The sequence below is a fragment of the Rhodococcoides fascians A44A genome (genome assembly GCF_000760735.1).
GTDB lineage: Bacteria > Actinomycetota > Actinomycetes > Mycobacteriales > Mycobacteriaceae > Rhodococcoides > Rhodococcoides fascians_E.
Map to the genome: position 1 here is coordinate 1262276 of NZ_JMEX01000008.1, position 20999 is coordinate 1283274.

The window sequence follows — 20999 nt, forward strand, 5'->3', positions numbered from 1 at the left end:
CAGGCACCTGTCTTATTCGGTTCGGCGGAGCGTCGACACAATCCGGTCTACGACATCCGGCGGCAAGGACTCGTCGATCTGCTGGTCGGTTTGAATCATGAATACAGCGACGGTCGCATTCGAATAACCCTCCGTCGCAACCACGTCGAATGTTGCTTCCGTTGGATCGCAATCGAAATCCTGGGCGAGATTCGATGCTTTCACCGAGTATCTGACGGCGGGAGCTCCACCAATGTCGAATTGGATCGGCTCCGAGTAGTCGAGTGTCACGGCGTCATCGGGAGCATCCCGAAAGATGATCTCGGCCTGGCGGCTTGCCTCGAAGGCTGCTGTGGGAACGTCGACACCGTTGCGGCCCGTCATTCCTGAAACAGCTTTCCGCGCCCCGTCTCGATGTTCCGGACAGTAGTCGTACCCGTACATTGCGATCGCGCCGTATGTAACCGACCCTCGTGTTCCCTCCCAGCCCGCTACTCCACCTGAGGCATTCCTCCAATCCCCCGGCACTGTGTAGCTGAGTCCGTATTTGGTGTCGATGGGGATCGGGTCACCCTCGGGCACCTCGATTTCCGGCGGCGCGAATTCCATCGACGGGAAGCCCGGTGGCAGGGTCGCGGTAGGTGCCGGTGCCGGTGCCGCCGTCGACGAAGGACGGGAGGTAGGCGGTGCCGCGACGCCTTCGAACCTGCCCGGTGCCTGCGGCCCCAATCTGGGCAGCAGCGCGACAGCGGCATACAGCAACGCCAGAACCAGCGCCGTGCGCAGCAGCTGCTTCTTCAGCCCCATGTTCACTCCCCCCGAAGTCGGCACACGCTAACACGCCGGAGCGACAACCCTGGGTGGATACTCGTGGACATGAACCTGACGATTCGCTCGGCCGTTCTGTCCGCCGCTGTCGGTAAGGCAAGTGGGTTTCGCAGTTCCGTGGGAATCAGCGTCGGGCTGCTGACCTGGTTCCGAGGGTCGAAGTACGAGCGTTGGGCGATCGGTGGATCAGCCGTGGCCACGGCGGGAGAACTCGTCGGGGACAAGTTGCCGTCGACGCCGTCACGTCTCGATCCGGCGCCCCTGGGTGGCCGTATCGTGGCCGGCGCCGGGGCGGCCTACGCGATCGCCCGACGCTCGGGCGACCATCCGATCCCGGCGGCCGTAGTCGGGGGCGTGTCGGCCGTCGCCGGTTCCTACGCCGGCCACGCATACCGCGCATGGGCGTCGAAGCGGGTTCCGCCTGTCGCCGCCGCGCTGGTGGAGGACGTCGTCGCGCTGTCGATCGGTGCGGTCGTTCTGAAGGAAATCGGAGCGTAAGGTCCGTGACGTGAAACCGAACTTCTGGCAGTACCTGGGCTACCAGTTCGGCCGAGTGCTGCCGCCGTCGATGCAGGATTGGGTTCGCGAGGATCTGGTCGGTCACGGTGCCCAGGCTCGCTACCTGATCCGCTTCACGCTGCCGGTGATCCCATTCCTGTGCCTGTTCCTGTTGGTTCCCGGACCGTTGTGGATCGGGTTGGCGATGATGGCGCTGCTGTTCATTCCGCTGGTCTACTTCGCGATCGCGCTCATGAACGTATACAGACGCCACCGCCTCCTGGTGCACGACCTGGATCCGCAGCTGCTGGGTGCCAGCACCCAGGCGAAGTTGGATCGCACCCGGGACGACTACGAGAGGCGTCACGGAAGGCTGGACTAAGCAGGAGTGGAGCCCGCAGGAACGACTCCGATGGGCAGGAGTGGAGCCCGCAGAAACGACTTCGATGGGCAGGAGTGGAGCCTGCAGGAACGACGCACTTATGCTGTCCGGTATGACTTCCGTCGAATTCAAGGCAACTGCTGACCTGGCCGACGAGATCGGGCCTGAAATCCGCAGCTGCGATGCACAATTCATTCAGTTCGGCAAGAACACCGAGTTCGCCGGACCGATCACGACGATCAAGTGCTTCCAGGACAACCTGCTCGTCAAGCAGACTCTCGGTGAGCCGGGTAACGGTGGAGTCCTGGTGGTGGATGGCGATGCGAGCGTTCACACCGCGCTCGTCGGCGACATCATCGCAGGCAAGGGAGTCTCCAACGGCTGGGCCGGGGTCATCGTCAACGGTGCCATCCGGGACTCGGCGATTCTGCGGACTCTCGACATCGGCGTGAAGGCACTCGGCACCAATCCCCGCAAGAGCACCCAGACGGGCTCCGGGGAGAAGAACGTTCCGGTCGAAATCGGCGGTGTCACGTTCAATCCGGGCGAGATCGTCTACAGCGACTCCGACGGCGTGGTCGTCGTGTAATTTGCCGAACATTCACCCTCCTGTTGTGCGTCCGTCAGCCCTCGGAACGCACAACAGGTGGGTGGATTCCGCTTCGGATCGGTCATACGTTGGACAGAACCAGAACGACGATCGAGAACCCCAGCATGCCAAGGCAATTGATCCAGAACTCTTGTTTCATGAACCGTGCGCGGTAGTGTGCGTAGGCTGCACAGAGGAAATAGACGATCACTCCGGCGTTCGCGGCCGACGCGACACCGGGGTGTGCGAGTCCGACGGCGAGGCCGGCGGCTGCGGCGAGCTTGATTACTATCAGCGTCCACCACCAGTCACGCGGAAACCCGACCCCGTCGAGGCATTTCACGATGAACATCGGCGGCCGTATGGACATCAGCGCGTCGATCAGCAGTACCATCGCGAGAAGCGCTGTGAGCCACCAGTAGTCGATCATCTTTCTCCCCCATCGGATTGGTTGGTCACGAAGTCAATGACTCCTTTGAGTCGATTCAGGTCGTCGCCTACTCCGACGGACATAAGCATTCCGAGGTACGCGAAATAGATGACCTGGGCGCCCTGGACTGCACGGGTGGAATCGTGACCCGCACGCCGAAGCGTCTGCTCGATTTCGTCGGTCAGAGCGAGGCCCAACGATCTGAAGATTTCTGAGTCGACGCGCCCTCCGACGATGATCGACGCGTACACCCGAGAGAGGGCGGTGTCGCGCGCGAAGTGTTCCAGGAACGGCAGGAACAGCCCCAGCACCTCGGCGGGAGCATTGTCCTGAGCAGAGACATCGGCCCGTCCGGCGACGCTGCGTTGTCGGTGGACGTCGGCAATCCATTCGTCGTAGACAGCGACCAGAATGGCGTTCTTGTCGCCAACGGCCATCACGGTGCCGACACTGACCTGCGCGGATGCGGCGATGGACCGGATGGTGGTTGCGTCGAAACCGATCTCCCGAAACAGCGCGTCCGCCGCGGTCAGAACCCTCTGACGTGTCGCTTCCTTCTGATGATTCCGTGACTGAACACGTTCAGTGAACATGTTCAGTAGAGTAGACCGACGTGTGGACGGCGTCAATCAGCGGCGCACCCGCGGAACCCCACGCCATTCGTCGAACAGGAACAGGGCGAGCGCGACGACGAGCATTCCCGACGCGACCCAGGCCGCGCCCACGCCGAGGACTCGTACCGCGAAGGCGCCGAGCACGGCACCGGCGAGGAACCCCGCGATGACCGATCCGAAGTTGACGGCACGCAGTCCGGCGGCGGTGTCACCGTCGGACAGTCGGTGGTAGATCGCCTGAGAGAAGCTACGAAGGTTGCCGGTGGTCATCGTCGTGCTGAAGGCCTGGTCGACGAGCACCCTGAATGTCGTCACCTGCAGAGCGGCAACGAAGGAAATGGACACCGTGACAACGGCATTCGGTGCCGACTCCGGGACGAAGCCCACGACGAACAGCACCAGGATCTCGATCACGAGGACGGCACGGATCGGCCGACGAACGACCCGCGTCAAGCCGGGGCTGGACAGGGACTCGGCGACGAAGACACCGAAAACGAATGCCACCAAGGGCGGGAGGTATCCCGCCGCGGACCGCCAATGGCCCCCTGCGGCATCGATACCGAAGAGGACCACGTTGGCGGTCTGAGCGTTCGCGAACACGCCGTCGCGCGTCATGAAGGTGTAGACGTCGACGAACCCGCCGACTGCCGCCAGAAGGACGCCGAGTCGCACGGACTCCGACGTCACGACCGGCTGTGCAGTGTCTTCCGGCACGGCCGGATGCTACCCCGCTTCGTGAGTGGAAATGTAGGCTCTGGCCTACATTTCCACTCATATTGGTTACTTGACGAAGTTCAGCAGAGCCTCGTTGACTTCCTGGTAGTGGGTCCACAGAAGTCCGTGCGGGGCACCGTCGACCTCGACGTACCGAGCTTCGGGGAATGCCTTGGTGAATTCGCGTCCCGTCGAGTCGATGGGAAGGATGTTGTCCTTGGTGCCGTGCAGGATCAGAGTGGGCTTGCCGGATTCGCGCACCTTCTGCACGTCTGCGCGGAAGTCCTCGAGCCACGTCGGGACCACGGCGTAGGCGGCTACCGGTGCGCTTCCTGCCGCGGTGGCGAAGTTGGCGCGCACGGTTGCTTCGCTGATGCGGCTGCCCAGGTTCTCGTCGAGGTTGTAGAAGTCCTTGTAGAAGTTGTCGAACCACGCGAAGCGGTCTTCGCGAGCGGCTGCGTCGATTCCGTCGAACACGGACTGCGGGACGCCTGCCGGGTTGTCGTCGGTCTGCAGCAGGAACGGCTCGAGCGATGCGAGGAACGCGAACTTCGCGACGCGGTCCGTGCCGTACTTGGCGGCGTAGCGTGCCAGTTCCCCGGTGCCCATCGAGAAGCCGACGAGGATGACGTCGGTCAGGTCGAGTTCGGTGAGGACCGCGTTCAGGTCGGCGGCGAAGATGTCGTAGTCGTAGCCGGTCACGGGCTTGCTGGACTTGCCGAATCCGCGACGGTCGTACGTGATGACCCGGTAGCCGGCTTTCAGAAGCTCCCGGCTCTGGCGCTCCCAGGAGTTGCCGTCGAGCGGGTAGCCGTGAATGAGCACCACTGCCTGCCCGCTGCCGTGATCCTCGTAGTAGACGTCCACAGGTGTGCTGTTTTCCGTGCCCACATTGACGAAAGCCATGTTGTTGCCTTTCCCTCGGGATCTTCCGGTGGGAGAACGGTCGTTCTCCCGTCATGGACTACGGTAGAGAACGATGGTTCTCTGCGCAAGGAGGTGGTGGCAGTGGAAACGAGCGACGCACGATCGGCCGTCTTGGTAGCCGCTGACGAGCTCTTCTACACACGTGGCGTTCAAGCAGTGGGCATGGACGAACTGCGGACCGCCGCCGGGATCTCGCTCAAACGCATGTACTCGCTGTTCCCGTCCAAGTCGGACATCGTCGCCGCGGTACTCGCCGGCCGGACCGCGGTGTGGAACGAGCGCATCCTGATGGAGGCCTCCAAGCACGATTCGCCGCGAGACAAGGTCCTTTCCATCTTCGACTTCCTGGACGCCTGGTTTCGTGAAGACAACTTCCGCGGCTGCGCTTTCATCAACTCGTTCGGCGAGCTCGGTGCAACCATGCCGGCCGTCGCCGACGCCGCACACCGGCACAAACGCGAATTCGTCGAGTACGTGACCGATCTGGCCGTCGAGGCAGGATGCCCGCAGGATCTCGGCCTTCAGATCGCATTACTTGCCGAGGGCGCGCAGACCACCGCAGCCATCTCGGAATCTCCCGAGTCCGCCGTCGCGGCAAAGCGAGCCGCGACGGTCCTGCTCGACGCGGCCAGCCGATGAGCGCGTCTGGGCCGATGAGCGCGTCTGGGCCAATGAGCGCGTCTGGGCCGATGAGACTGAAGGCGTGCATCAACGGCCCTCGAACACCGGCCGAGCACAGCGCAATTCCGATCACCCCGGACCAGATCAGGGCAGAATCCATCGCCGCAGTGAACGCAGGCGCCGAGGCAATTCACGTACATCCGAAGACTCCGGACGGCACCGATTCGCTTGCCGCAGAACACGTGGCCGCCGCAGTTCGCGCTGCCCGCGCAGCCGGAGTTCCGGTCGGCGTGACTACCGGAGCGTGGAGCACACCCGACGCCGTATCCCGGCTGGCCGCAGTCGAATCCTGGACCACCCTGCCCGATTTCGCGTCGGTCAACTGGCACGAGGAGGGCGCAGCGGATCTGGCAAGACTGCTGATGCGCCGAGGCGTCGGCGTCGAGGCGGGTCTGTGGACCGCCGCATCCGCACGCGCATGGCTGGCCTCCGGCCTCACCGGAGACTGCATACGGGCCTTACTGGAAGTCCAGCCGGGAGATAGCCCGGACGTCGCCGACGAACTGATCACACTCACCGACACGAGCGGAGTCCCGCTGCTGCTGCACGGCCAGGACGACACATGTTGGGCCACACTACGATCGGCCGTCGCACAGGGATTGGCCACTCGCATCGGCCTGGAAGACACCCTGACCATGCCCGACGGCTCTCCTGCCACCGGAAACTCCGACCTGGTGACCTCTGCGCTCGCATTTTTCCGTGTCTGACGAAGTCCGCCGGTAATGTCCGAAGTGTGAACCTTCGCTCGGCAGTACTCCCCCTTGCAGCTGCCCTTGTGCTTGTCTCGTGTTCTGCTGAGCAGAGCTCGCCTGCACCCACCGATCCAGGAACCATTCGCACTGCCGACGCCCAGGCCGTCGTCGACCAGTTGGTGAGCGCTGGAGCGCCGGCCGCGGTCATCGCCCTTCGGGACGGCGACAGTGAATGGGAAGGCGCGGCAGGCGTCGTCGAACGCGGGTCCGACGAGGCCGCGTCCGCCGCGGATCCTCTGAGAATCGCCAGTATCACCAAATCCATGGTGGCGGCCGTTGTTCTGCAGTTGGTCGACGAGGGGAAATTGACCCTGGAGACAACCGTCGACGACGTGCTTCCCGGTCTTCTGCCCAAGCCGGTGACCGTCCGTCAGCTGCTCGATCACACCAGCGGTCTGCCGAACTATCTCGAGACTCTCGTGCCGTCCGACGTGGCGGGGCTCGTCGCGGCCGCCGACGATACCTATTCCGACGACGAACTGATCGCGCTCGCGCTGGCACAGCCGTGGCCCGCGGCTCCCGGTGCCCAATTCTCCTACTCCAACACCAACTACGTCGTACTCGGCAAGGTCGTTGCTCAGCTCGACGGCAGGAGCATCGCAGATTCGCTGCACGAGCGGGTGTTCGAACCCCTACAGATGACGTCGACGTCTTATCCGAGCGTCGCCGCCATTCCGGAGGACGGACTGCACGGGTACATCCTCGAGGGTGACACCCTCGTCGACATCAGCGATGTCGATCCGTCGATCTGGTCGGCAAGCGCAGCTGTCGTCTCCACCGTCGGCGACGTCAACACGTTCTTTCGCGCTCTCTTCGACGAGACCCTGCTACCGCGAACGCTCGTCGACCAGATGCAGCAGGTGACCCCGTCGGGGTACGGCCTGGGGTTGCTCGTCGGCGGTGACGCGTGCAATCCGGGGGCGGCCGAGGTGGTGTTCGGTCAGCGCGGTAACGGTTTCGGGTACCGCACACTGTCGTTCTCGAGTCCCGACGGCAGCAGGCAGGTCACTCTCGGATGGACGGCGTCGGCCATCGACCCGGCGACGGATCCGTTGGAGCAACCCGCCCTGAACGGTCTCGTGGCCGGGCTCGCCGCCACCTGCCCGGCGTGAACGTCAGAGAACGGTGACCCAGCCGTGCGCCTGGTCTCCGGTCAACGCGTCCTGATGGCGCGTGCGCAGTGTCGACGAGACCGGGCCGAGCACGGGAGCGGATCCGACGGCTCGGCCGTCGATCTGGAAAACAGGCGCCACCCCTGCCGACGTGCCGCACACGAACACCTCGTCGGCGATGTACAGCTCGGTGAGGTCGACGACGCGTTCCCGCACTTCGAGTCCTTCCTCGCGGGCCAGCGTGAGGATGGTCCGGCGGTTGATGCCGTCGAGGATGTCGCTCGTGACGTCGGGAGTAATCAGGACACCGTTTCTGACCAGGAAGATGTTCGCGGCACTGAGCTCGCAGACGTGGCCGTTGATATCGAGGAAGATGCAGTCGTCGAACCCGCTGTCGATGGCGTCCTGCTTGGCGAGCACGGAGTTGACGTACGCGCCGTTGACCTTGGCTCTCGATGGGATGGCGTTGTCCGGGATTCGGCGCCACACACTGGTTTTGAGGCGCATTCCGTCTTGCGGGACGATGGGCACCGCGTCGTACAGGAAGATGGACACCGTGGTGCTCAAACCACGGACTCGTGTCCCCGGAATGGACTCGTCCACGTGGACGGTCGCTCTGACGTACACCTCGCGCTGAGGGTCGTTGGCCTGAACGACCTCACGCACGACCTGGGTGAACCGCTCGTACGTCCACTGCTGCGCAAACGTGTCGATCCCGATTATTCTGCAGGACTCCAGAAGTCGCTGAAAGTGGTCCTGCAGCCTGAACGCCGTGCGCGTCTGCGCCGATACGTACACCGGGAACACCGTGTACACGCTGAGCCCGTACAGGACTGCGGAAGTGGCGACCCCCAGCTTCGCGTCGCGGGCATCGACGATGCCGTTTCCGAAGAACACTTTGCCGTGAGGAGTAGCCATGCGGCGATGGTATCGGCAGCCGCAGCACGGGCGACACCGAATATCGGGCGTAGGGTCTGTAGTCATGGTCCCCACCCGAACACTGTGGAAGAACGGCCCGAGCGTCGGCGCAATCGGCCTCGGCTGCATGGGTATGACCTGGGCATACAAAGCGGACGAGCACTCCGAGAGTCCCGACCGCGTCATCGGCCACGCACTCGATCTCGGGGTGAACTTCATCGACACCGCCGACGTCTACGGACCGTTCACCAACGAGGAAGTAGTGGGTGCAGCCATCGGCTCCCGTCGCGACGAGGTGACCCTGGCAACCAAAGGCGGGCTCGAATCACACGTCGGCGACGCTGGGGAACCGGTCATTTCGGGCCCCAACGGTCACCCGGACCACCTCCGTTCGGCCGTCGACGACTCACTCAGGCGACTCGGGGTTGACCACGTGGACCTCTATTACCTGCATCGCCCCGATCCGGCGGTGCCCGTCGAGGACAGCATCGGCGCGATGTCGGAAATGGTGCAGGCCGGCAAGGTTCGCGCACTGGGCGTTTCGGAGTTCACCGTCGAACAGCTGGATCGGGCGCAGTCGGTACATCCCATTTCAGCGGTGCAGTCGGAACTGTCGTTGTGGACGCGGGATCATCTCGCGACGTCGCTGGCGTGGACCGAACGAAACGGCGCCGCCTTCGTCCCGTTCTCACCCCTCGGTCGCGGTTTTCTCACCGGAAATTTCCGTGGAACGGCCCCTGCCGCAGACGACTTCCGTGCACAACTACCCAGGTTCAAGCAGGAGAACCTGGATGCGAACCTCGTCATCGTCGACGCCGTCGCAGCCGTCGGTCACGAGGTGGGAGCCACCCCTGCGCAGGTTGCTCTGGCGTGGGTACTGGCGCAGGGTGAGCACGTCGTCCCCATTCCCGGTACGCGGCGCTCGTCACGCCTGGACGAGAACGCAGGCGCCGCGTCGGTACGCCTGACCCCCTCTCAGCTGCAGACTCTCGACGACCTCCCGGACCCGGCGGGGGCGCGTTACTGATCGCTCCGGGCGTCGAACACGCCTTCCTTCTCCCGAACTTGTCGGACTCCGGTGATACCAATGGAGCTACAGGCCAAGACGTGCAAGAGAAGGGAGTGTCGATGCGAACCGTCGAAGATCGTTGTGAAGGAACGCTCGTCATCCACGCAGTCGGCGACGCCGAGTGCACGGAGCCGGACTGCGTGGACATGGAGTACGTCCGTCATTTCCTGGTGCTGGACTGCGAGGAGATCACCGGCGGATGCCAGTGCGTCGGCGTGATCGAACTGGCCGAGGCGTCGTAAGCCGATCCTGCCCGTACGCGCGTGCGCTGTGTGCTAGACCTGATCGACAGTGATTCGGCTCACAGGGGGTTTCGGTGCGACGTGCCTTCCGACTTCTACTGGTCACGACGGTGTCGACGGCACTGCTTGCAATCGGCACGACCGTTCCGGGTCAGGCAGCGCCGCCGGATAAACGGTCGTGCTCTGCGCCCGAGGCCGCGGCCGATGGTTTCGAGCGTGCCTCGGCAGCGGAGGTCGGCATGGATGCGGCCGCGGTGCAGCGGGCGGTCGACTTCGCGTCGTCGAGGTTGCGAACGAACATCCAGATCTTCAGAAACAACTGCCTCGTCGGATCGGGTCCGCTCAACGACGTCACCGGCAACACCCCCTGGCATCTGTGGAGCTCGACCAAGAGCATCGTCTCGATGCTCGCCGGCGTCGCTGTCACTCAGAGGCGGCTGGACGTGGACTCACCCATCGGTCGGTACCTCCCCGCCGGCGAGGGCGACGACGCACACCGCGCGATCACCGTACGTGCGCTGCTCACCCAGAGTTCGGGTATGGATCAAGGGATAGTCGCCGAGGGCATCGTTCCTGGCCTCGGATTCGGCGTCGACGCACCAGCGCAGGCGCTGACACTGCCGATCTCGCAGCCGGGCCGGTTCCAGTACTCACAGCTAGGCCCTGACCTGCTCGCCTACGTGGTCGAGAATGCCGTCGGTGAGGATCTTCAGGCGTTCGCGCAGCGAGAGCTGTTCGATCCCATCGGCATTGCTCCGCAGGATTACTACTGGGCTCGCGATCGCACGGGCCACACGTACGGTTTTGCACTGATGTTCCTGCCGCCCAACGATTTCGCACGGCTGGGCATGCTCATGGCGAACGACGGCGCGTGGAACGGACGGCGCATCATCGGCAGTGAGTACATCCGGCAGTTGCGGACTCCGTCAGAAGCCAACCAGTGTTACGGATACTTGTTCTGGCTGAACAACACTCCGTGCATCGGTCCGAGTTTCCCGTCGCAACAGACGCTGAACACACCGATGCTCGCAGGCATGCCCGACGACGCCTATGCCATGGTGGGCTTCCTGCAGCAGAACAATTTCATCATTCCGAGCCTGGGCATCCAGGTGACCTGGAACGGGGTCCTCGGTGACGTCTCTCCGGACCTGTCGACCATTCTGAGCGCCAGCACCAACAGCGAGCTCTACACCAACTTCTTTCGTGCACTCGGGGAAGCGCTGCCCGACGAGGACCTTCCGTCGATCCCCTACGAGCCGACGTTCAACCGCGACATCGACGTCAGCAGCTTCTTCGACCCCGACATTCTCCTCGGCACTCTCGGGCTCGGCCCTGACGCCGCCGTTCCGACCGGGCCGGTAGCGCCGCCACTGTCCGACGCCCCACCTGGTTGCCTGGTGTTCGCATGCCTGCCCGTGTCGCCGGAGACGCCTCGACGCACCGGCGGTTGACGGGACGAGAGCGCAGCGGTCACTCCCAGTCGATTCGTTCCGCCAACTCGAGCAGTTTCCGACGCCTCACTGCGCTCGTCGCGCCGATTCGTGCGATCCGCCCGTAGAGGTGCGCACGGAAATCGGGGATCGCGGACAGGTTCTGCGGATCCGGCCCCGTGACGGCGCAGTTGTGCAGGATTGCGCGCAGTGCGTCGTACTCTTTCCGCGGCACCGACGGCCAGTCGTTCACCACCAGGCCGGTGAGCTGCTGGCGCTTGTGTGCACGACGCACGCGGGTCTTGTACGGATGGACCGCGAATCCTTCGTCGGCGATGATCTTGCTCGCGCTCCAGATGATCTTGTCCGCGTCGATGTCACCGGAGAATGCCAGGTCGTCGGCGTACCGGGTGTACCTCGCGCCCAGGGACTTCGCCAGCGCGGTCAGCCGAATGTCGAGCCGCCGCGAGACCAGGTTGGCAAGCGCAGGGGACGTCGGCGCGCCTTGCGGCAGGTGGCGTGTGCGCAGCAACGATGCAGTGGCGTAGGGGAATCCGCCGAGCTGTTCCGCGGGCGTTGCCGTCGTACAGAGGTAGGCGAGGCTCCATGCCACGGATTTCGGATAGCCGAGCGCATCGAACACCGCGACGACACGCTCGATTCCGATCGAGGGAAAGTAGTCCTTCAGATCCACCGAGACCACGACGGTGTGTCCCGCATGTGGAATTCCGAACGTGCGTGGGCTTCGACCTGTGACGAATCCGTGCGCTGCACTGTGAGCTGGAACGTTGTCGAGTATGCGTCGCAGTATCTTTCGCTGGATTTCACGCAACCGCGGTTTGGGTATTTCGAGAATTCGGAATCCGACTCGCTTGGGTACGGGCGTGACGCGGTAATGCCGAAGCGGCGTCGCGGCCGTCCGGAGCCGGGACTGTGCGTCGGTGAACCACTCGATTTCGCTGATCGTCAGATCGAGCGATTCTGCCAGGTCTCCGGTACTCGCGTACCGGGGGACTTCGAACAACCACGGCTTGAAACCATCTGTGCGACGCGATGGTTCGACGGTGGCAGGCTCGGGTAGCAGTGGGAGTCCGGTGATGAGTCCGCGGAGCGATTCCGGATCGTACGGCGCGACCGGCGACAGGTCGATCAGACGATCCGCCAGACGCGGCGCCTTCTCACCCAGAATCGGCAGGAACGCCTCTTCCAGACCACTACGCGTCCACAGAGCATCCGCAGCGAGCGACGCGAGCCACGCCGCCATCTGCGGGCTGAATTGACGGCTCATCGAGGCACCCGGTGTACATGCAGCGGCGCCGGGCGACCTGAATCTTGTGTACTCGGCGCCGCCGAGCACGCGGAGCGTGCGGACCGGCGTCGGACGCAGTGACCAGTTCTTCTGTCTCGCCCAGGGGTTACCCCTGAGATCGGCCCAGCGGACCGACTCTCGCCCGTGCACCGCTGCATGATCTCCACTGTGCCAGATGAAGAGCTATCGCAATACCGCTCCGGGATTGAGAATTCCGGAAGGATCCAGGGCGTCCTTCACCGACCGCTGCACTGCCATCGACGTCTCGTCGTGCTCGATTGTCAGCCACCCGGTCTTGAGCCTCCCGACACCGTGTTCACCGGTGATAGTGCCACCCAGCTCGAGCGCGCGTCGCGTGATCGCGTCGAACGCCGACATCGCCGCCGCGCGGCTGTCGGCGTCGGCATCGTCGTAGATGATCGTCGGATGCAGGTTGCCGTCACCTGCGTGGCCGAAAACACCGATCGTCAGACCGGCCTCCTCTGCGATCGTCTCGATGGAGGCAATCAGATCGGTGACACGTGAACGCGGAACTGCCACATCGTCGAGGAGCCAGTCGCCGAGGAGCTCGAGCGCTGGAAGCGCCAACCTGCGCGCCTCCAACAACAAAGCGGCCTCCCCCTGGTCCGCACTGACCACCACGTCCACCGCACCGTGCTGCGAGCACATCGTCTCGATCGAGGCGAGCACAACCTCGGCGTCGACGTCGTCGCTTTGGACAAGCAACAATGCAGCCGTTCCCGGCTCGATACCCATCTTCGACATTCGGTCCACCGCGAGAACAGTGGTGCGATCCAGGATTTCGAGCATCGACGGCGTGCGATCCGACGACGTGATCTCCGCGACCGCACGACCTGCGCCGTCCAGCGTCGGGAACGATGCCACCAGAGTCTGCGCCGGGCGAGGTGCAGCAAGTAGTTCGACGGTGATCTCGGTGATGACACCGAGGGTGCCTTCCGACCCGACCAGGAGATGCGTGAGGTCGTACCCGGCAACACCTTTCACGGTCCTTCTTCCTGTGCGCAACACACGGCCGTCCGCCAGCACCACCTCGAGACCCAGTACGAAGTCACCCGTCACTCCGTATTTGACGCAGCACATTCCGCCGGCGTTCGTAGCGACGTTTCCCCCCACCGTGCTGAACTCCACGCTGCCGGGGTCGGGGGGATAGAACAATCCGGCTTCGGAGACACGTGCACGGAGGTCTGCTGTGATCACTCCCGGTTCGATCACTGCCAGTCGATTGGCTACGTCGATCTCACGGATGGTGTTCATCCGATGCAGACTCAGCACTACCGATCCCGCAGTGGCGTTCGCTGCCCCGCTCAGGCCGCTTCCTGCTCCACGTGGGACCACTGCGACACGGTGTCGATGCGCGGCGGCCATGCACACCGAGACTTCGGCGGTGGTACGCGGAACCAGAACGGCGAAGGGCATTCCGCCGTCGGTGAACTTGGATTGATCACGGGCGTACGCCGCGACGATGTCCGGGTCGTCGACGACGATGTCCGCGGGCAACGTGTCGATCATCGACTGCACGAGCATGGTCACAGAACCCTCATCGCCAATCCACCGTCGACGGGCAAGCACACCCCGTTGATGTACGCCGCATCGTCCGATGCGAGGAACGCCGCAGCGTTCGCGACGTCCCACGGAGTTCCCATGCGTCCGGTGGGACTACTCGCGTGGCGCGCCGCCAACACCTCGGGATCGGTGACCAACTGACTCGACACGAGCGGGGTGTCGATCAGTCCCGGCACTACCGCGTTGACCCGGATGCCTTGCGCCGCGTACTGCAGCGCCAGCGCAACCGTCAACTGGTTCACCGCGCCCTTCGACGCACTGTAGCTCGGGTAGTCGAAACCGGTGTACCGCATGCCCGCGGTGGACGAGACGTTCACGACAGATCCGCTCCTGCGCGCGAGCATCGCGGGAAGCGTGTGTTTGCAGGTGAGGAAAACACCCGTCGCGTTCACCGCCATCGCCGTGTCCCAGCTGCCTCGGTCCATCTCGGTGATATCGCCGACGGCGGCCGCTCCGACGTTGTTGTGCAGCACATCCGGCGGCCCGAATCTGTCGGTGGCCAGCGCGACTGCCTCTTGGACCTGCTCTTCGTCGGTGACGTCAGCGACCAAGGCGACCGCGATTCCGCCCTCGCCGACGATCTCCTCGGCTGTCAGCTCGGCCTCGTCGCCATTGCGATCGATCGCCGCCACCAGGGCCCCTTCGCGCGCGTAGGTCAGCGCGGCGGCGCGACCGTTGCTGACCGCGGCACCACTGGATCCTGCGCCGAACACCAGCGCGATCTTGCCTTCCAACCGCCCGCTCACAAGAGCTCTTCCAACAACAGCTCGAACGTCACGGCGACAAGATTTCCGTCCTCGACAAGCTCGCCCATGTGAACCTTCCCGTAGCGGTCGACGACGAAGGTGGGGAGGTGAACCTCCACGAGCCGGCCACCCTCACAGACGACATGACCCGACATCGTCACCTCGGTGGCCGGGCCGGGCGCCACGGCGATGTCGTCATCGCGCCGCAGGGTCGCACCGACCAGACTTCCGAGGCTGCCGCGGACCGATGCACGGCGGAACCCGTTTCGAGACATCACTTCTCGTACAGCATCGTGAATCTCGACTCCCGGGCGGACGCGGGTCATCACCGCTCGCGCCGACCCGGTACTCGAACCGTCACCAGCTGACGGCGTGAACACCGGCATGAGTGTTTCGTCGTCTTGCTTGCTGCGTAGCTCGCAGGAGGCGAATCCGCGTATCACCACCTCGACAGGAGTCGCACCTACAACCGTGTCCGGCCACAAGTGGCCACCTCGCAGCGAACCGTGAGCGTCGTACCAGGCGGCGTGGCAGTGCATGAAACGCTCGCCCTCGCGGCGACCGACGGTTGCGCTTCCTGCGACGATGGTGGCAGGCGCAGTCGCCTCGATCGTGTCGCTGTACCACGCCGCGCGAGAGCCGTCGGTACACAGAGCAGGGACGCAGTAGGACACCCGTGCGAGCGGTCCACCGAGTATCTCCACCTGCGCAGAATCGACACCGAGCTCGGCCAGTTCGCCGTCGATGGCGTCGACGAGCCTGCTTCCCGGCGGAAGCGATGCCCGCTTCACGAGTACTGCGCTGGACACGGATTCGAGCCGGTGGTCGGCAACGGGACCTGGGTGGACCAGGGGTACAAGGACAGTCGAGGTGGTCACGACGCGCTCACCAACGTCTGCGCGTACGGCCCCCACCCCTGCGCGGCGAGCTCGTCTCGAATGGTGCGCTTGACGATCTTGCCGTAACCCGACTTCGGGAGAGAATCACGGAACAAGATGTGGCGTGGGAGTTTGTACCGGGCCATACGCTCGCCGAGCCAGTCGGAGAGCTGCTCGGCGGTGAGATCTGCACCCTCTCGCAGCACACAGATCGCGACGCCGACTTCACCCCATTTGGGGTCCGGCACACCGAGGACTGCAACTTCGTCGACCGCGTCGTGCGTCAGGATCTTCTCCTCGATATCCCGCGGATGGATGTTGGAACCGCCCGAGATGTACATGTCGGAGGATCGGCCGGTGACGTACACGAAACCGTCTTCGTCGACGACACCCAGATCGCCTGTGCGGAACCATCCGTCGCGGAACGCCTCTGCGTTCGCCTTGTCGTTGTCGAGGTAGCCGGCGAACACTGCGGGCCCGGCGACGCACAGCTCGCCGATTTCTCCTGGCCCAAGTTCTGAGCCCGTGTCGTCCTGCACACTCACCAGCATCCCCGTCCGTGGATAGCCGCACGTTCCTGCCGAAAGCCCCTCCGGCACTGGGCGACCGTGTTCGGCACTGGGCAGTACGGTGATGTTCCCCGTCACCTCGGCGAGCCCGTAGTACTGCACGAGAACCTCTCCCAGGGTCTCCCGAGCTTTCTTCTGATCGGGTGCGTACATCGGCGCGCCCGCGTAGATGACGTGTCGCAACGACGAGTGATCGTGCTGGTGCACCGACGGATGATCGACGAGCACCTTCAGGATCGTCGGCACGGTGAACATGTTGGTCACTCGTTCGGACTCGACGAGGCCCCACACCTCCGCGGGCACGAGACTCCCCGACGGAGGTAGCACCGTCGCCGCACCGCGGGCCACCTGCGGCAGCATGTGTACACCCGCACCGTGGGAGAGCGGTGCCACGACCAGGGAGACGCAGTGACGATCTGTGGTGGGCATCAAGTCGGCCAGATGATTGTTGACGACGAAGCCCAGCTGATCATGCGTGAGGATCGCGGCCTTCGGTGTCCCGCTGGTACCCGAAGTGAAGAAGTACCAAGCCGGTTCGCCCTCGTAGGTTGCCACTGGCGCGGCTGGCGTCGATTCGTCGACGGCTGCAACCGCATCGGCGTCGCTACCCTCGATCCACAACACACCCGCGCTCAGCCCACCACACGCACGCACGGCGTCGACATGTGATGCTGTCGAGCTGTGGGCGACGATTGCACTGGGACGACAGACCCCGGCGATGACCGCGACATCGTCGTCGTGTAGGCGCGAATTGACCGGCGCGAGAACAGCTCCGATTCGCCACGTCGCATACATCGCTTGGACGAACTCGGGATGGTTCGGGCTGTCGAGCATGACGACGTCGCCCTTGCCGACGCCTCGGCGCTCCAGTTCAGCGGCCAATGAGTCGACACGCCGGTCCAGGTCGTGCCACGTCCAGCGGACGTCTCCGTGGACAAGGGCGATGCCGTCCGGCAACCGTCGCGCGGTCTGACGGAGGACTTCGGCCAGGTTCGCTGCTCTACGTAGGGATCTCATCCGACCGTCTCCAATACTGTTGCGTAGTTGGCGACGGCTGCGCCGCCCATGTTGAAGACCGCTGCGCGCTGCGGTGACGGCAACTGCATGTCGCCTGCTTCTCCGACCAATTGCATCGCTGCCATGACGTGCTGCGACACGCCGGTGGCGCCGAGCGGGTGGCCTTTCGCCTTCAGCCCGCCGGATCGATTGACCGGCAGTATCCCGTCGCGTTCGGTACGGCCCTCGGCCAACACCTCGGCGCCCTTGCCCGGTGCAGCTAACCCGAACGCCTCGTATTGGAGAAGCTCGGCGATGGTGAAGCAGTCGTGCGTCTCCAACAGATCCAGGTCGTCGAGAGTGACACCCGCGTCGAGCAGTGCACCGCGAAACGCCCGCGCCGCGCCGTCGAATGCCAGCGCATCCGCTCGCCGGGCAATGGCCAGATGATCGTTGGCATGCGCACGGCCGATGATGCGCACCGACCGCCGGGCAGCGGAAGCCACCTCTGGCAGTGCCACGATCATTGCCGCTGCGCCGTCGCTGACGAGCGAGCAGTCGGTGCGTCGTAGTCGTCCGACCACGGCTGGGTTCTTGGTCGACTCGGTGGAGCAGAACTCGTATCCCAGGTCGCGTCGCAGGTGCGCATACGGGTTGTCGACGCCGTTGCGGTGGTTCTTGGCCGCGATCCGCGCCATTGCATCACGCGGATCGTCGTAGCGGTCGGCGTACTGGTCGGCCAGGCCCGCGAACACTCCGGCGAAGCTGCCCGCTTGCTCCTCGGTGGCCCGGTGCGAACCGGACAGCAGGATGTCGTTGACGGCGTCGTTCGCGGTGGCGGTCATCTTCTCCGCGCCGACGACGAGTGCCACCCGTCCGCGACCGGCCTGGAGGCTGTCGAGTGCCGTGTACAGCGCCGAAGACCCCGTTGCACAAGCATTTTCGACATGTGTGGACGGCACGAGAGCGAGACGGGGTTGGCCTGCCCCGACCAGTGCTCCTTCGAATCCCTGACGCGAGAAGCCGTTGTTGAAGACTCCGACCGTGACGATGTCCACATCCGCGTCGTCGAGACCGGCGTCCTGGATGGCGGCTAGGGACACCTCGGCGATCAGCGATTCGACGTCCGGACTTTCACTCTTTCCGAAGCGCGTATGCGCCCAACCGATGATGTGCGGTGCAGTCACGGTGGAACCTCTCGTTGCGGTGCGTACGGAGCGTGAGGCAGGTCACGTCCTCGATGCCTGTCATGTTCGTCGCGAATCGGAGCCAGGTGCACCGCCGCCGGACGAGAGGCCGAGCACCGAATTCCTCCCGTTGTCGAATTTCGCCGTTTCTACAGCGGGAGGAAACGGCGCCCCGATTCCTCACTCCGCGCTCGATGCCCCGTGATCGGCGTCACGCCCACACTGAGCCCACACCGATTCACGACGAGGGGTATGACGTGCGCGCAGTGCTCAAGACCGAACCTGCACCAGGCTTCGACCTGGTGACCGACCACCCCGAGCCCGAACTCGGCCGAGGGCAGGTACGGATCGAGGTGGGGGCGGTATCGGTATGCGGTACCGACCGAGAAACATTCGACTACGGTCCAGCCGTCAGAGATCTCGGTCTTCGTCTACCCGTCGTCACCGGTCACGAATGCGCAGGCACCGTCGTCGAGGTTGCTCCCGATGTCCAACGTTTCAGGGTCGGCGACCGAGTGGCCGTCGAAACTCACGTCGCGTGTTTGGAGTGCTTCCAGTGTGTTCGCGGAAACGCGCACAACTGCCTCCGCATGGACCTTCTGGGTCTGACGATCGACGGTGCGTTCGCTGAACAGGTCGTGCTGCCCGCGTCGACCTGCTTTCGTCTACCGGACGAGCTGAGCCTCGAAGCGGCGGCACTTCTCGAGCCCGCGGGCAGTGCCATGCATGCCGTCCAACGCAGTGGGATGAGCCTCGACGGCGCGCACGTACTGGTCAGCGGAGCCGGGCCGATCGGGCTCGCCGCACTTCAGATCGCGCGAGCGAAGGGCGCCGAGGTGTTGGTGGTCGAGCCCAATCCTCACCGCGGTGCGATGGCCGAGTCCTTGGGCGCAACACTCGTGAACTCGGGCGAAGGTCTCGTCGATCGGGTGCGGGATCTGACCGGGGCGGCAGGGGGCGTCGACCTCGTCCTCGAGTGCTCAGGAGCAATGCCTGCCTTGGAGACCGCACTGGAGGTGACTCGTCGAGAAGGCACCGTGATGAGCATCGGGTTGACGAACCGGGCGCTGGAGGTCAGCGCCACTCGCCATCTCATCAGCCGCGGCCTCACTCTCAAAGGCAGTTTCGGGCGCCGTATCTGGGATTCCTGGACCGAGCTGACCGCTTTGGTCGCCTCTGGCGGAGTCGATCTGGACTCGCTGATCTCGCACCGCCTGGAACTCGAAGAGGTGGACACCGCAATCGAATTGCTCACTGGCAACGCGTGCAAGGTGGTTCTCTATCCGCAAGGTGTACCGGCACACCGCCACTTGTCAGAAGGAGCACTCAGCGCGCGGTGAGCGCCGGGAACGGGTCGATTCCCTCGGCTCGCATCAAGTCCGCCACCCGCAACCCGAGGTGTAGGTGCAACCTGACCGTTCCGTCGTCCAAGTCGACACCGACTGCCTCGCGGATCCGGTCGAGACGGTAGTACAACGTCGTGCGGTGGATGAACAGCGCCTCCGCCGCACCCGGACCGGACCCCGCATGATCGAGAAACGCGCGCAGCGTCTCGATCAGCCGGCCCGAGCGATCGACTTCTGCGAGACGGCGCAGCTCGTCCGGTACAGCTGTGATGTCGAGTTCGGGGAACGGAATCCTCGCGAGCACTCCCAGGACCCCTGCACGTTCCCATGCAACGACGTGATCGTCACCGATGCGGCGCGCGACCGTCGCCGCCAGTCCGGCCTGACGCGCCGAAATCCAGGCTTCGGACAGTCCTGAAGCGGGAGCCCCGACCCCAGCGTGGACTGTCGCCCCCTTGCCCGCCACGTCCCCGGCGTCGCGCGCCATCGTCCTGGTCTCGGCGAGAACGGTCTCCAGATCTCGCGCGGCCGTCGAGAGGTACACCAAGTAACCGACCTCACCGACAACGCTGTGCAGCGCGTCACCACGGCTTCGAGAACGCGCGGCTACCAGGGCGTGACGAAGGGCGATCGCCGTCAGCTCGGCATCTTTGACGTTGCGTAGCGAAATTGCGACGACCCGCACAGACCCGGCCGCGACGGTCGATTCGGCGAGTGCCGCATCCCTGGCTGCCTCGTCCGTTCCGAGCAGATCAGCAACGAGAGCTTCCGAGCGCGCCGAGTCCTCGGGCGTGCGATCACCGACCATCAGCGGTGCGATTTCAGCAGCCACCTCAGCAATGCGCCCGAGGTCCTCGTCGGTGATGGTGCTGCCGGCGTCCATCACCAGAATCATTCCGAGCATCTCACCCCGCCAGCGAATCGGAACTCCCACACGGGCGTGCAGACCGAGCGCCTCCGACCCTGGGACGTGGCCTGGCCGAGTCCACTGGGCAATCCCGCTGGACAGTAGAAACCCGATGGCCTCGCTCCCGGCGTCCCGATTGAGCATCGCGCGGATTCGGACCGGGTCCTCGTCGCCGAAGTGGCGGCTCGCGAACAGCATCCGGACTTCCGGGTCGTTCACCACGACCGACCTGCCGAGCTCGTCGGCGAACCGGTCGACGACTGCTTGAACGGCGTCTCGCGACATGGGCAAAGCGTAGCCCTCACGACTTCG

General features: G+C 64.4%; 23 protein-coding genes. 10 read left to right on the top strand and 13 right to left on the bottom strand.

Annotation, left to right across the window (positions count from 1 at the left end; all coding sequences use genetic code 11):
* Positions 1-12 precede the first annotated feature (12 nt).
* Positions 13-786, bottom strand: coding sequence for a hypothetical protein (locus tag BH95_RS29595; protein WP_230594116.1), 774 nt, complete (start codon positions 784-786; stop codon positions 13-15).
* Between the two features lie 69 nt (positions 787-855).
* Between BH95_RS29595 and BH95_RS18310 the strand changes: the two genes are divergently transcribed.
* The 3 genes from BH95_RS18310 to rraA all read left to right on the top strand — a co-directional run bounded on the left by BH95_RS18310 (position 856) and on the right by rraA (position 2276).
* A complete protein-coding gene (locus tag BH95_RS18310; protein ID WP_231383869.1) occupies positions 856-1305 on the top strand; it encodes a hypothetical protein in 450 nt (149 codons plus the stop codon).
* A 10-nt stretch (positions 1306-1315) separates the two neighbouring features.
* Positions 1316-1687 carry a DUF5313 family protein gene (locus BH95_RS18315; protein WP_033189378.1) on the top strand — a complete coding sequence of 124 codons (372 nt, stop codon included), beginning with the start codon at positions 1316-1318 and terminating at the stop codon, positions 1685-1687.
* A 100-nt stretch (positions 1688-1787) separates the two neighbouring features.
* Positions 1788-2276 (top strand): ribonuclease E activity regulator RraA, encoded by a 489-nt coding sequence (gene rraA / locus BH95_RS18320; protein WP_019667048.1) that lies wholly within the window; start codon positions 1788-1790, stop codon positions 2274-2276.
* 82 nt (positions 2277-2358) lie between these two features.
* Here rraA and BH95_RS18325 read toward each other — a convergent pair whose 3' ends face one another.
* From BH95_RS18325 to BH95_RS18340, 4 genes are all read right to left on the bottom strand, one after another.
* Positions 2359-2706 (bottom strand): DoxX family protein, encoded by a 348-nt coding sequence (locus tag BH95_RS18325; RefSeq protein WP_037183419.1) that lies wholly within the window; start codon positions 2704-2706, stop codon positions 2359-2361.
* The gene (locus BH95_RS18330) at positions 2703-3299 is read right to left on the bottom strand and encodes a TetR/AcrR family transcriptional regulator (protein ID WP_020112317.1); all 597 of its coding nucleotides are present in this window, start codon (positions 3297-3299) and stop codon (positions 2703-2705) included. Before BH95_RS18330 ends, BH95_RS18325 begins: the two co-directional genes overlap by 4 nt.
* 36 nt (positions 3300-3335) lie before the next feature.
* The gene (locus tag BH95_RS18335) at positions 3336-4034 is read right to left on the bottom strand and encodes a YoaK family protein (protein ID WP_037183422.1); all 699 of its coding nucleotides are present in this window, start codon (positions 4032-4034) and stop codon (positions 3336-3338) included.
* A gap of 66 nt (positions 4035-4100) precedes the next feature.
* A complete protein-coding gene (locus BH95_RS18340; protein WP_052060079.1) occupies positions 4101-4940 on the bottom strand; it encodes an alpha/beta fold hydrolase in 840 nt (279 codons plus the stop codon).
* 93 nt (positions 4941-5033) lie between these two features.
* Here BH95_RS18340 and BH95_RS18345 point away from each other — a divergent pair, with 93 nt between their 5' ends.
* The 3 genes from BH95_RS18345 to BH95_RS18355 are packed head-to-tail and all read left to right on the top strand — an operon-like array spanning position 5034 to position 7506.
* A complete protein-coding gene (locus BH95_RS18345; RefSeq protein WP_037140746.1) occupies positions 5034-5600 on the top strand; it encodes a TetR/AcrR family transcriptional regulator in 567 nt (188 codons plus the stop codon).
* 50 nt (positions 5601-5650) lie between these two features.
* Complete coding sequence (locus tag BH95_RS18350) at positions 5651-6349, top strand: 3-keto-5-aminohexanoate cleavage protein (RefSeq protein WP_037183427.1); 699 nt, start codon at positions 5651-5653, stop codon at positions 6347-6349.
* A 26-nt stretch (positions 6350-6375) separates the two neighbouring features.
* A complete protein-coding gene (locus tag BH95_RS18355) occupies positions 6376-7506 on the top strand; it encodes a serine hydrolase domain-containing protein (RefSeq protein WP_244165033.1) in 1131 nt (376 codons plus the stop codon).
* A 3-nt stretch (positions 7507-7509) separates the two neighbouring features.
* Here the strand turns inward: BH95_RS18355 and BH95_RS18360 are convergent, their stop codons facing one another.
* Positions 7510-8424: an aminotransferase class IV gene (locus tag BH95_RS18360; protein ID WP_208601180.1), complete on the bottom strand. Its 915-nt coding sequence runs from the start codon at positions 8422-8424 to the stop codon at positions 7510-7512.
* 64 nt (positions 8425-8488) lie between these two features.
* Here BH95_RS18360 and BH95_RS18365 point away from each other — a divergent pair, with 64 nt between their 5' ends.
* From BH95_RS18365 to BH95_RS18375, 3 genes are all read left to right on the top strand, one after another.
* Positions 8489-9451 (top strand): aldo/keto reductase, encoded by a 963-nt coding sequence (locus tag BH95_RS18365; protein WP_037183435.1) that lies wholly within the window; start codon positions 8489-8491, stop codon positions 9449-9451.
* Positions 9452-9552: 101 nt separating this feature from the next.
* Complete coding sequence (locus BH95_RS18370; protein WP_051104983.1) at positions 9553-9735, top strand: hypothetical protein; 183 nt, start codon at positions 9553-9555, stop codon at positions 9733-9735.
* A 74-nt stretch (positions 9736-9809) separates the two neighbouring features.
* On the top strand, positions 9810-11186 hold the full coding sequence (locus BH95_RS18375) for a serine hydrolase domain-containing protein (protein WP_037160559.1): 1377 nt from the start codon (positions 9810-9812) through the stop codon (positions 11184-11186).
* A 19-nt stretch (positions 11187-11205) separates the two neighbouring features.
* On the opposite strand, the gene BH95_RS18380 is transcribed toward BH95_RS18375, so the two are convergent.
* The 6 genes from BH95_RS18380 to BH95_RS18405 all read right to left on the bottom strand — a co-directional run bounded on the left by BH95_RS18380 (position 11206) and on the right by BH95_RS18405 (position 18434).
* The gene (locus BH95_RS18380) at positions 11206-12429 is read right to left on the bottom strand and encodes a reverse transcriptase family protein (protein WP_037160561.1); all 1224 of its coding nucleotides are present in this window, start codon (positions 12427-12429) and stop codon (positions 11206-11208) included.
* Positions 12430-12657: 228 nt separating this feature from the next.
* The gene (locus tag BH95_RS18385) at positions 12658-14019 is read right to left on the bottom strand and encodes an FAD-binding oxidoreductase (protein ID WP_212669384.1); all 1362 of its coding nucleotides are present in this window, start codon (positions 14017-14019) and stop codon (positions 12658-12660) included.
* A gap of 2 nt (positions 14020-14021) precedes the next feature.
* The gene (locus tag BH95_RS18390) at positions 14022-14804 is read right to left on the bottom strand and encodes an SDR family NAD(P)-dependent oxidoreductase (protein WP_037183438.1); all 783 of its coding nucleotides are present in this window, start codon (positions 14802-14804) and stop codon (positions 14022-14024) included.
* Positions 14801-15682: a PCC domain-containing protein gene (locus BH95_RS18395; protein ID WP_037160714.1), complete on the bottom strand. Its 882-nt coding sequence runs from the start codon at positions 15680-15682 to the stop codon at positions 14801-14803. The genes BH95_RS18390 and BH95_RS18395 overlap by 4 nt, the downstream gene beginning before the upstream one ends.
* Entirely contained in the window at positions 15679-17268 is a 1590-nt protein-coding gene (locus BH95_RS18400; protein ID WP_080738032.1) for an acyl-CoA synthetase, read from the bottom strand. Before BH95_RS18400 ends, BH95_RS18395 begins: the two co-directional genes overlap by 4 nt.
* The gene (locus BH95_RS18405; protein ID WP_037160563.1) at positions 17265-18434 is read right to left on the bottom strand and encodes a thiolase domain-containing protein; all 1170 of its coding nucleotides are present in this window, start codon (positions 18432-18434) and stop codon (positions 17265-17267) included. The genes BH95_RS18400 and BH95_RS18405 overlap by 4 nt, the downstream gene beginning before the upstream one ends.
* Positions 18435-18691: 257 nt before the next feature.
* Between BH95_RS18405 and BH95_RS18415 the strand changes: the two genes are divergently transcribed.
* Positions 18692-19774 (top strand): zinc-dependent alcohol dehydrogenase, encoded by a 1083-nt coding sequence (locus tag BH95_RS18415; protein WP_033189390.1) that lies wholly within the window; start codon positions 18692-18694, stop codon positions 19772-19774.
* On the opposite strand, the gene BH95_RS18420 is transcribed toward BH95_RS18415, so the two are convergent.
* On the bottom strand, positions 19761-20972 hold the full coding sequence (locus tag BH95_RS18420; protein ID WP_037183441.1) for a PucR family transcriptional regulator: 1212 nt from the start codon (positions 20970-20972) through the stop codon (positions 19761-19763). The two genes, BH95_RS18415 and BH95_RS18420, sit on opposite strands and share 14 nt — an antisense overlap.
* Positions 20973-20999: the final 27 nt, after the last annotated feature.

Excerpts from the sequence above, each read along its gene's own strand:
- BH95_RS18370 (WP_051104983.1), top strand. The coding sequence starts at position 9,553 with ATGCGAACCGTCGAAGATCGTTGTGAAGGAACGCTCGTCATCCACGCA.
- BH95_RS18385 (WP_212669384.1), bottom strand. The coding sequence starts at position 14,019 with ATGCTCGTGCAGTCGATGATCGACACGTTGCCCGCGGACATCGTCGTC.
- BH95_RS29595 (WP_230594116.1), bottom strand. The coding sequence starts at position 786 with ATGGGGCTGAAGAAGCAGCTGCTGCGCACGGCGCTGGTTCTGGCGTTG.
- BH95_RS18420 (WP_037183441.1), bottom strand. The coding sequence starts at position 20,972 with ATGTCGCGAGACGCCGTTCAAGCAGTCGTCGACCGGTTCGCCGACGAG.
- rraA (WP_019667048.1), top strand. The coding sequence starts at position 1,788 with ATGCTGTCCGGTATGACTTCCGTCGAATTCAAGGCAACTGCTGACCTG.
- BH95_RS18360 (WP_208601180.1), bottom strand. The coding sequence starts at position 8,424 with ATGGCTACTCCTCACGGCAAAGTGTTCTTCGGAAACGGCATCGTCGAT.
- BH95_RS18340 (WP_052060079.1), bottom strand. The coding sequence starts at position 4,940 with ATGGCTTTCGTCAATGTGGGCACGGAAAACAGCACACCTGTGGACGTC.
- BH95_RS18350 (WP_037183427.1), top strand. The coding sequence starts at position 5,651 with ATGAGACTGAAGGCGTGCATCAACGGCCCTCGAACACCGGCCGAGCAC.
- BH95_RS18380 (WP_037160561.1), bottom strand. The coding sequence starts at position 12,429 with ATGGCGGCGTGGCTCGCGTCGCTCGCTGCGGATGCTCTGTGGACGCGT.
- BH95_RS18400 (WP_080738032.1), bottom strand. The coding sequence starts at position 17,268 with ATGAGATCCCTACGTAGAGCAGCGAACCTGGCCGAAGTCCTCCGTCAG.
- BH95_RS18325 (WP_037183419.1), bottom strand. The coding sequence starts at position 2,706 with ATGATCGACTACTGGTGGCTCACAGCGCTTCTCGCGATGGTACTGCTG.
- BH95_RS18310 (WP_231383869.1), top strand. The coding sequence starts at position 856 with ATGAACCTGACGATTCGCTCGGCCGTTCTGTCCGCCGCTGTCGGTAAG.
- BH95_RS18365 (WP_037183435.1), top strand. The coding sequence starts at position 8,489 with ATGGTCCCCACCCGAACACTGTGGAAGAACGGCCCGAGCGTCGGCGCA.
- BH95_RS18330 (WP_020112317.1), bottom strand. The coding sequence starts at position 3,299 with ATGTTCACTGAACGTGTTCAGTCACGGAATCATCAGAAGGAAGCGACA.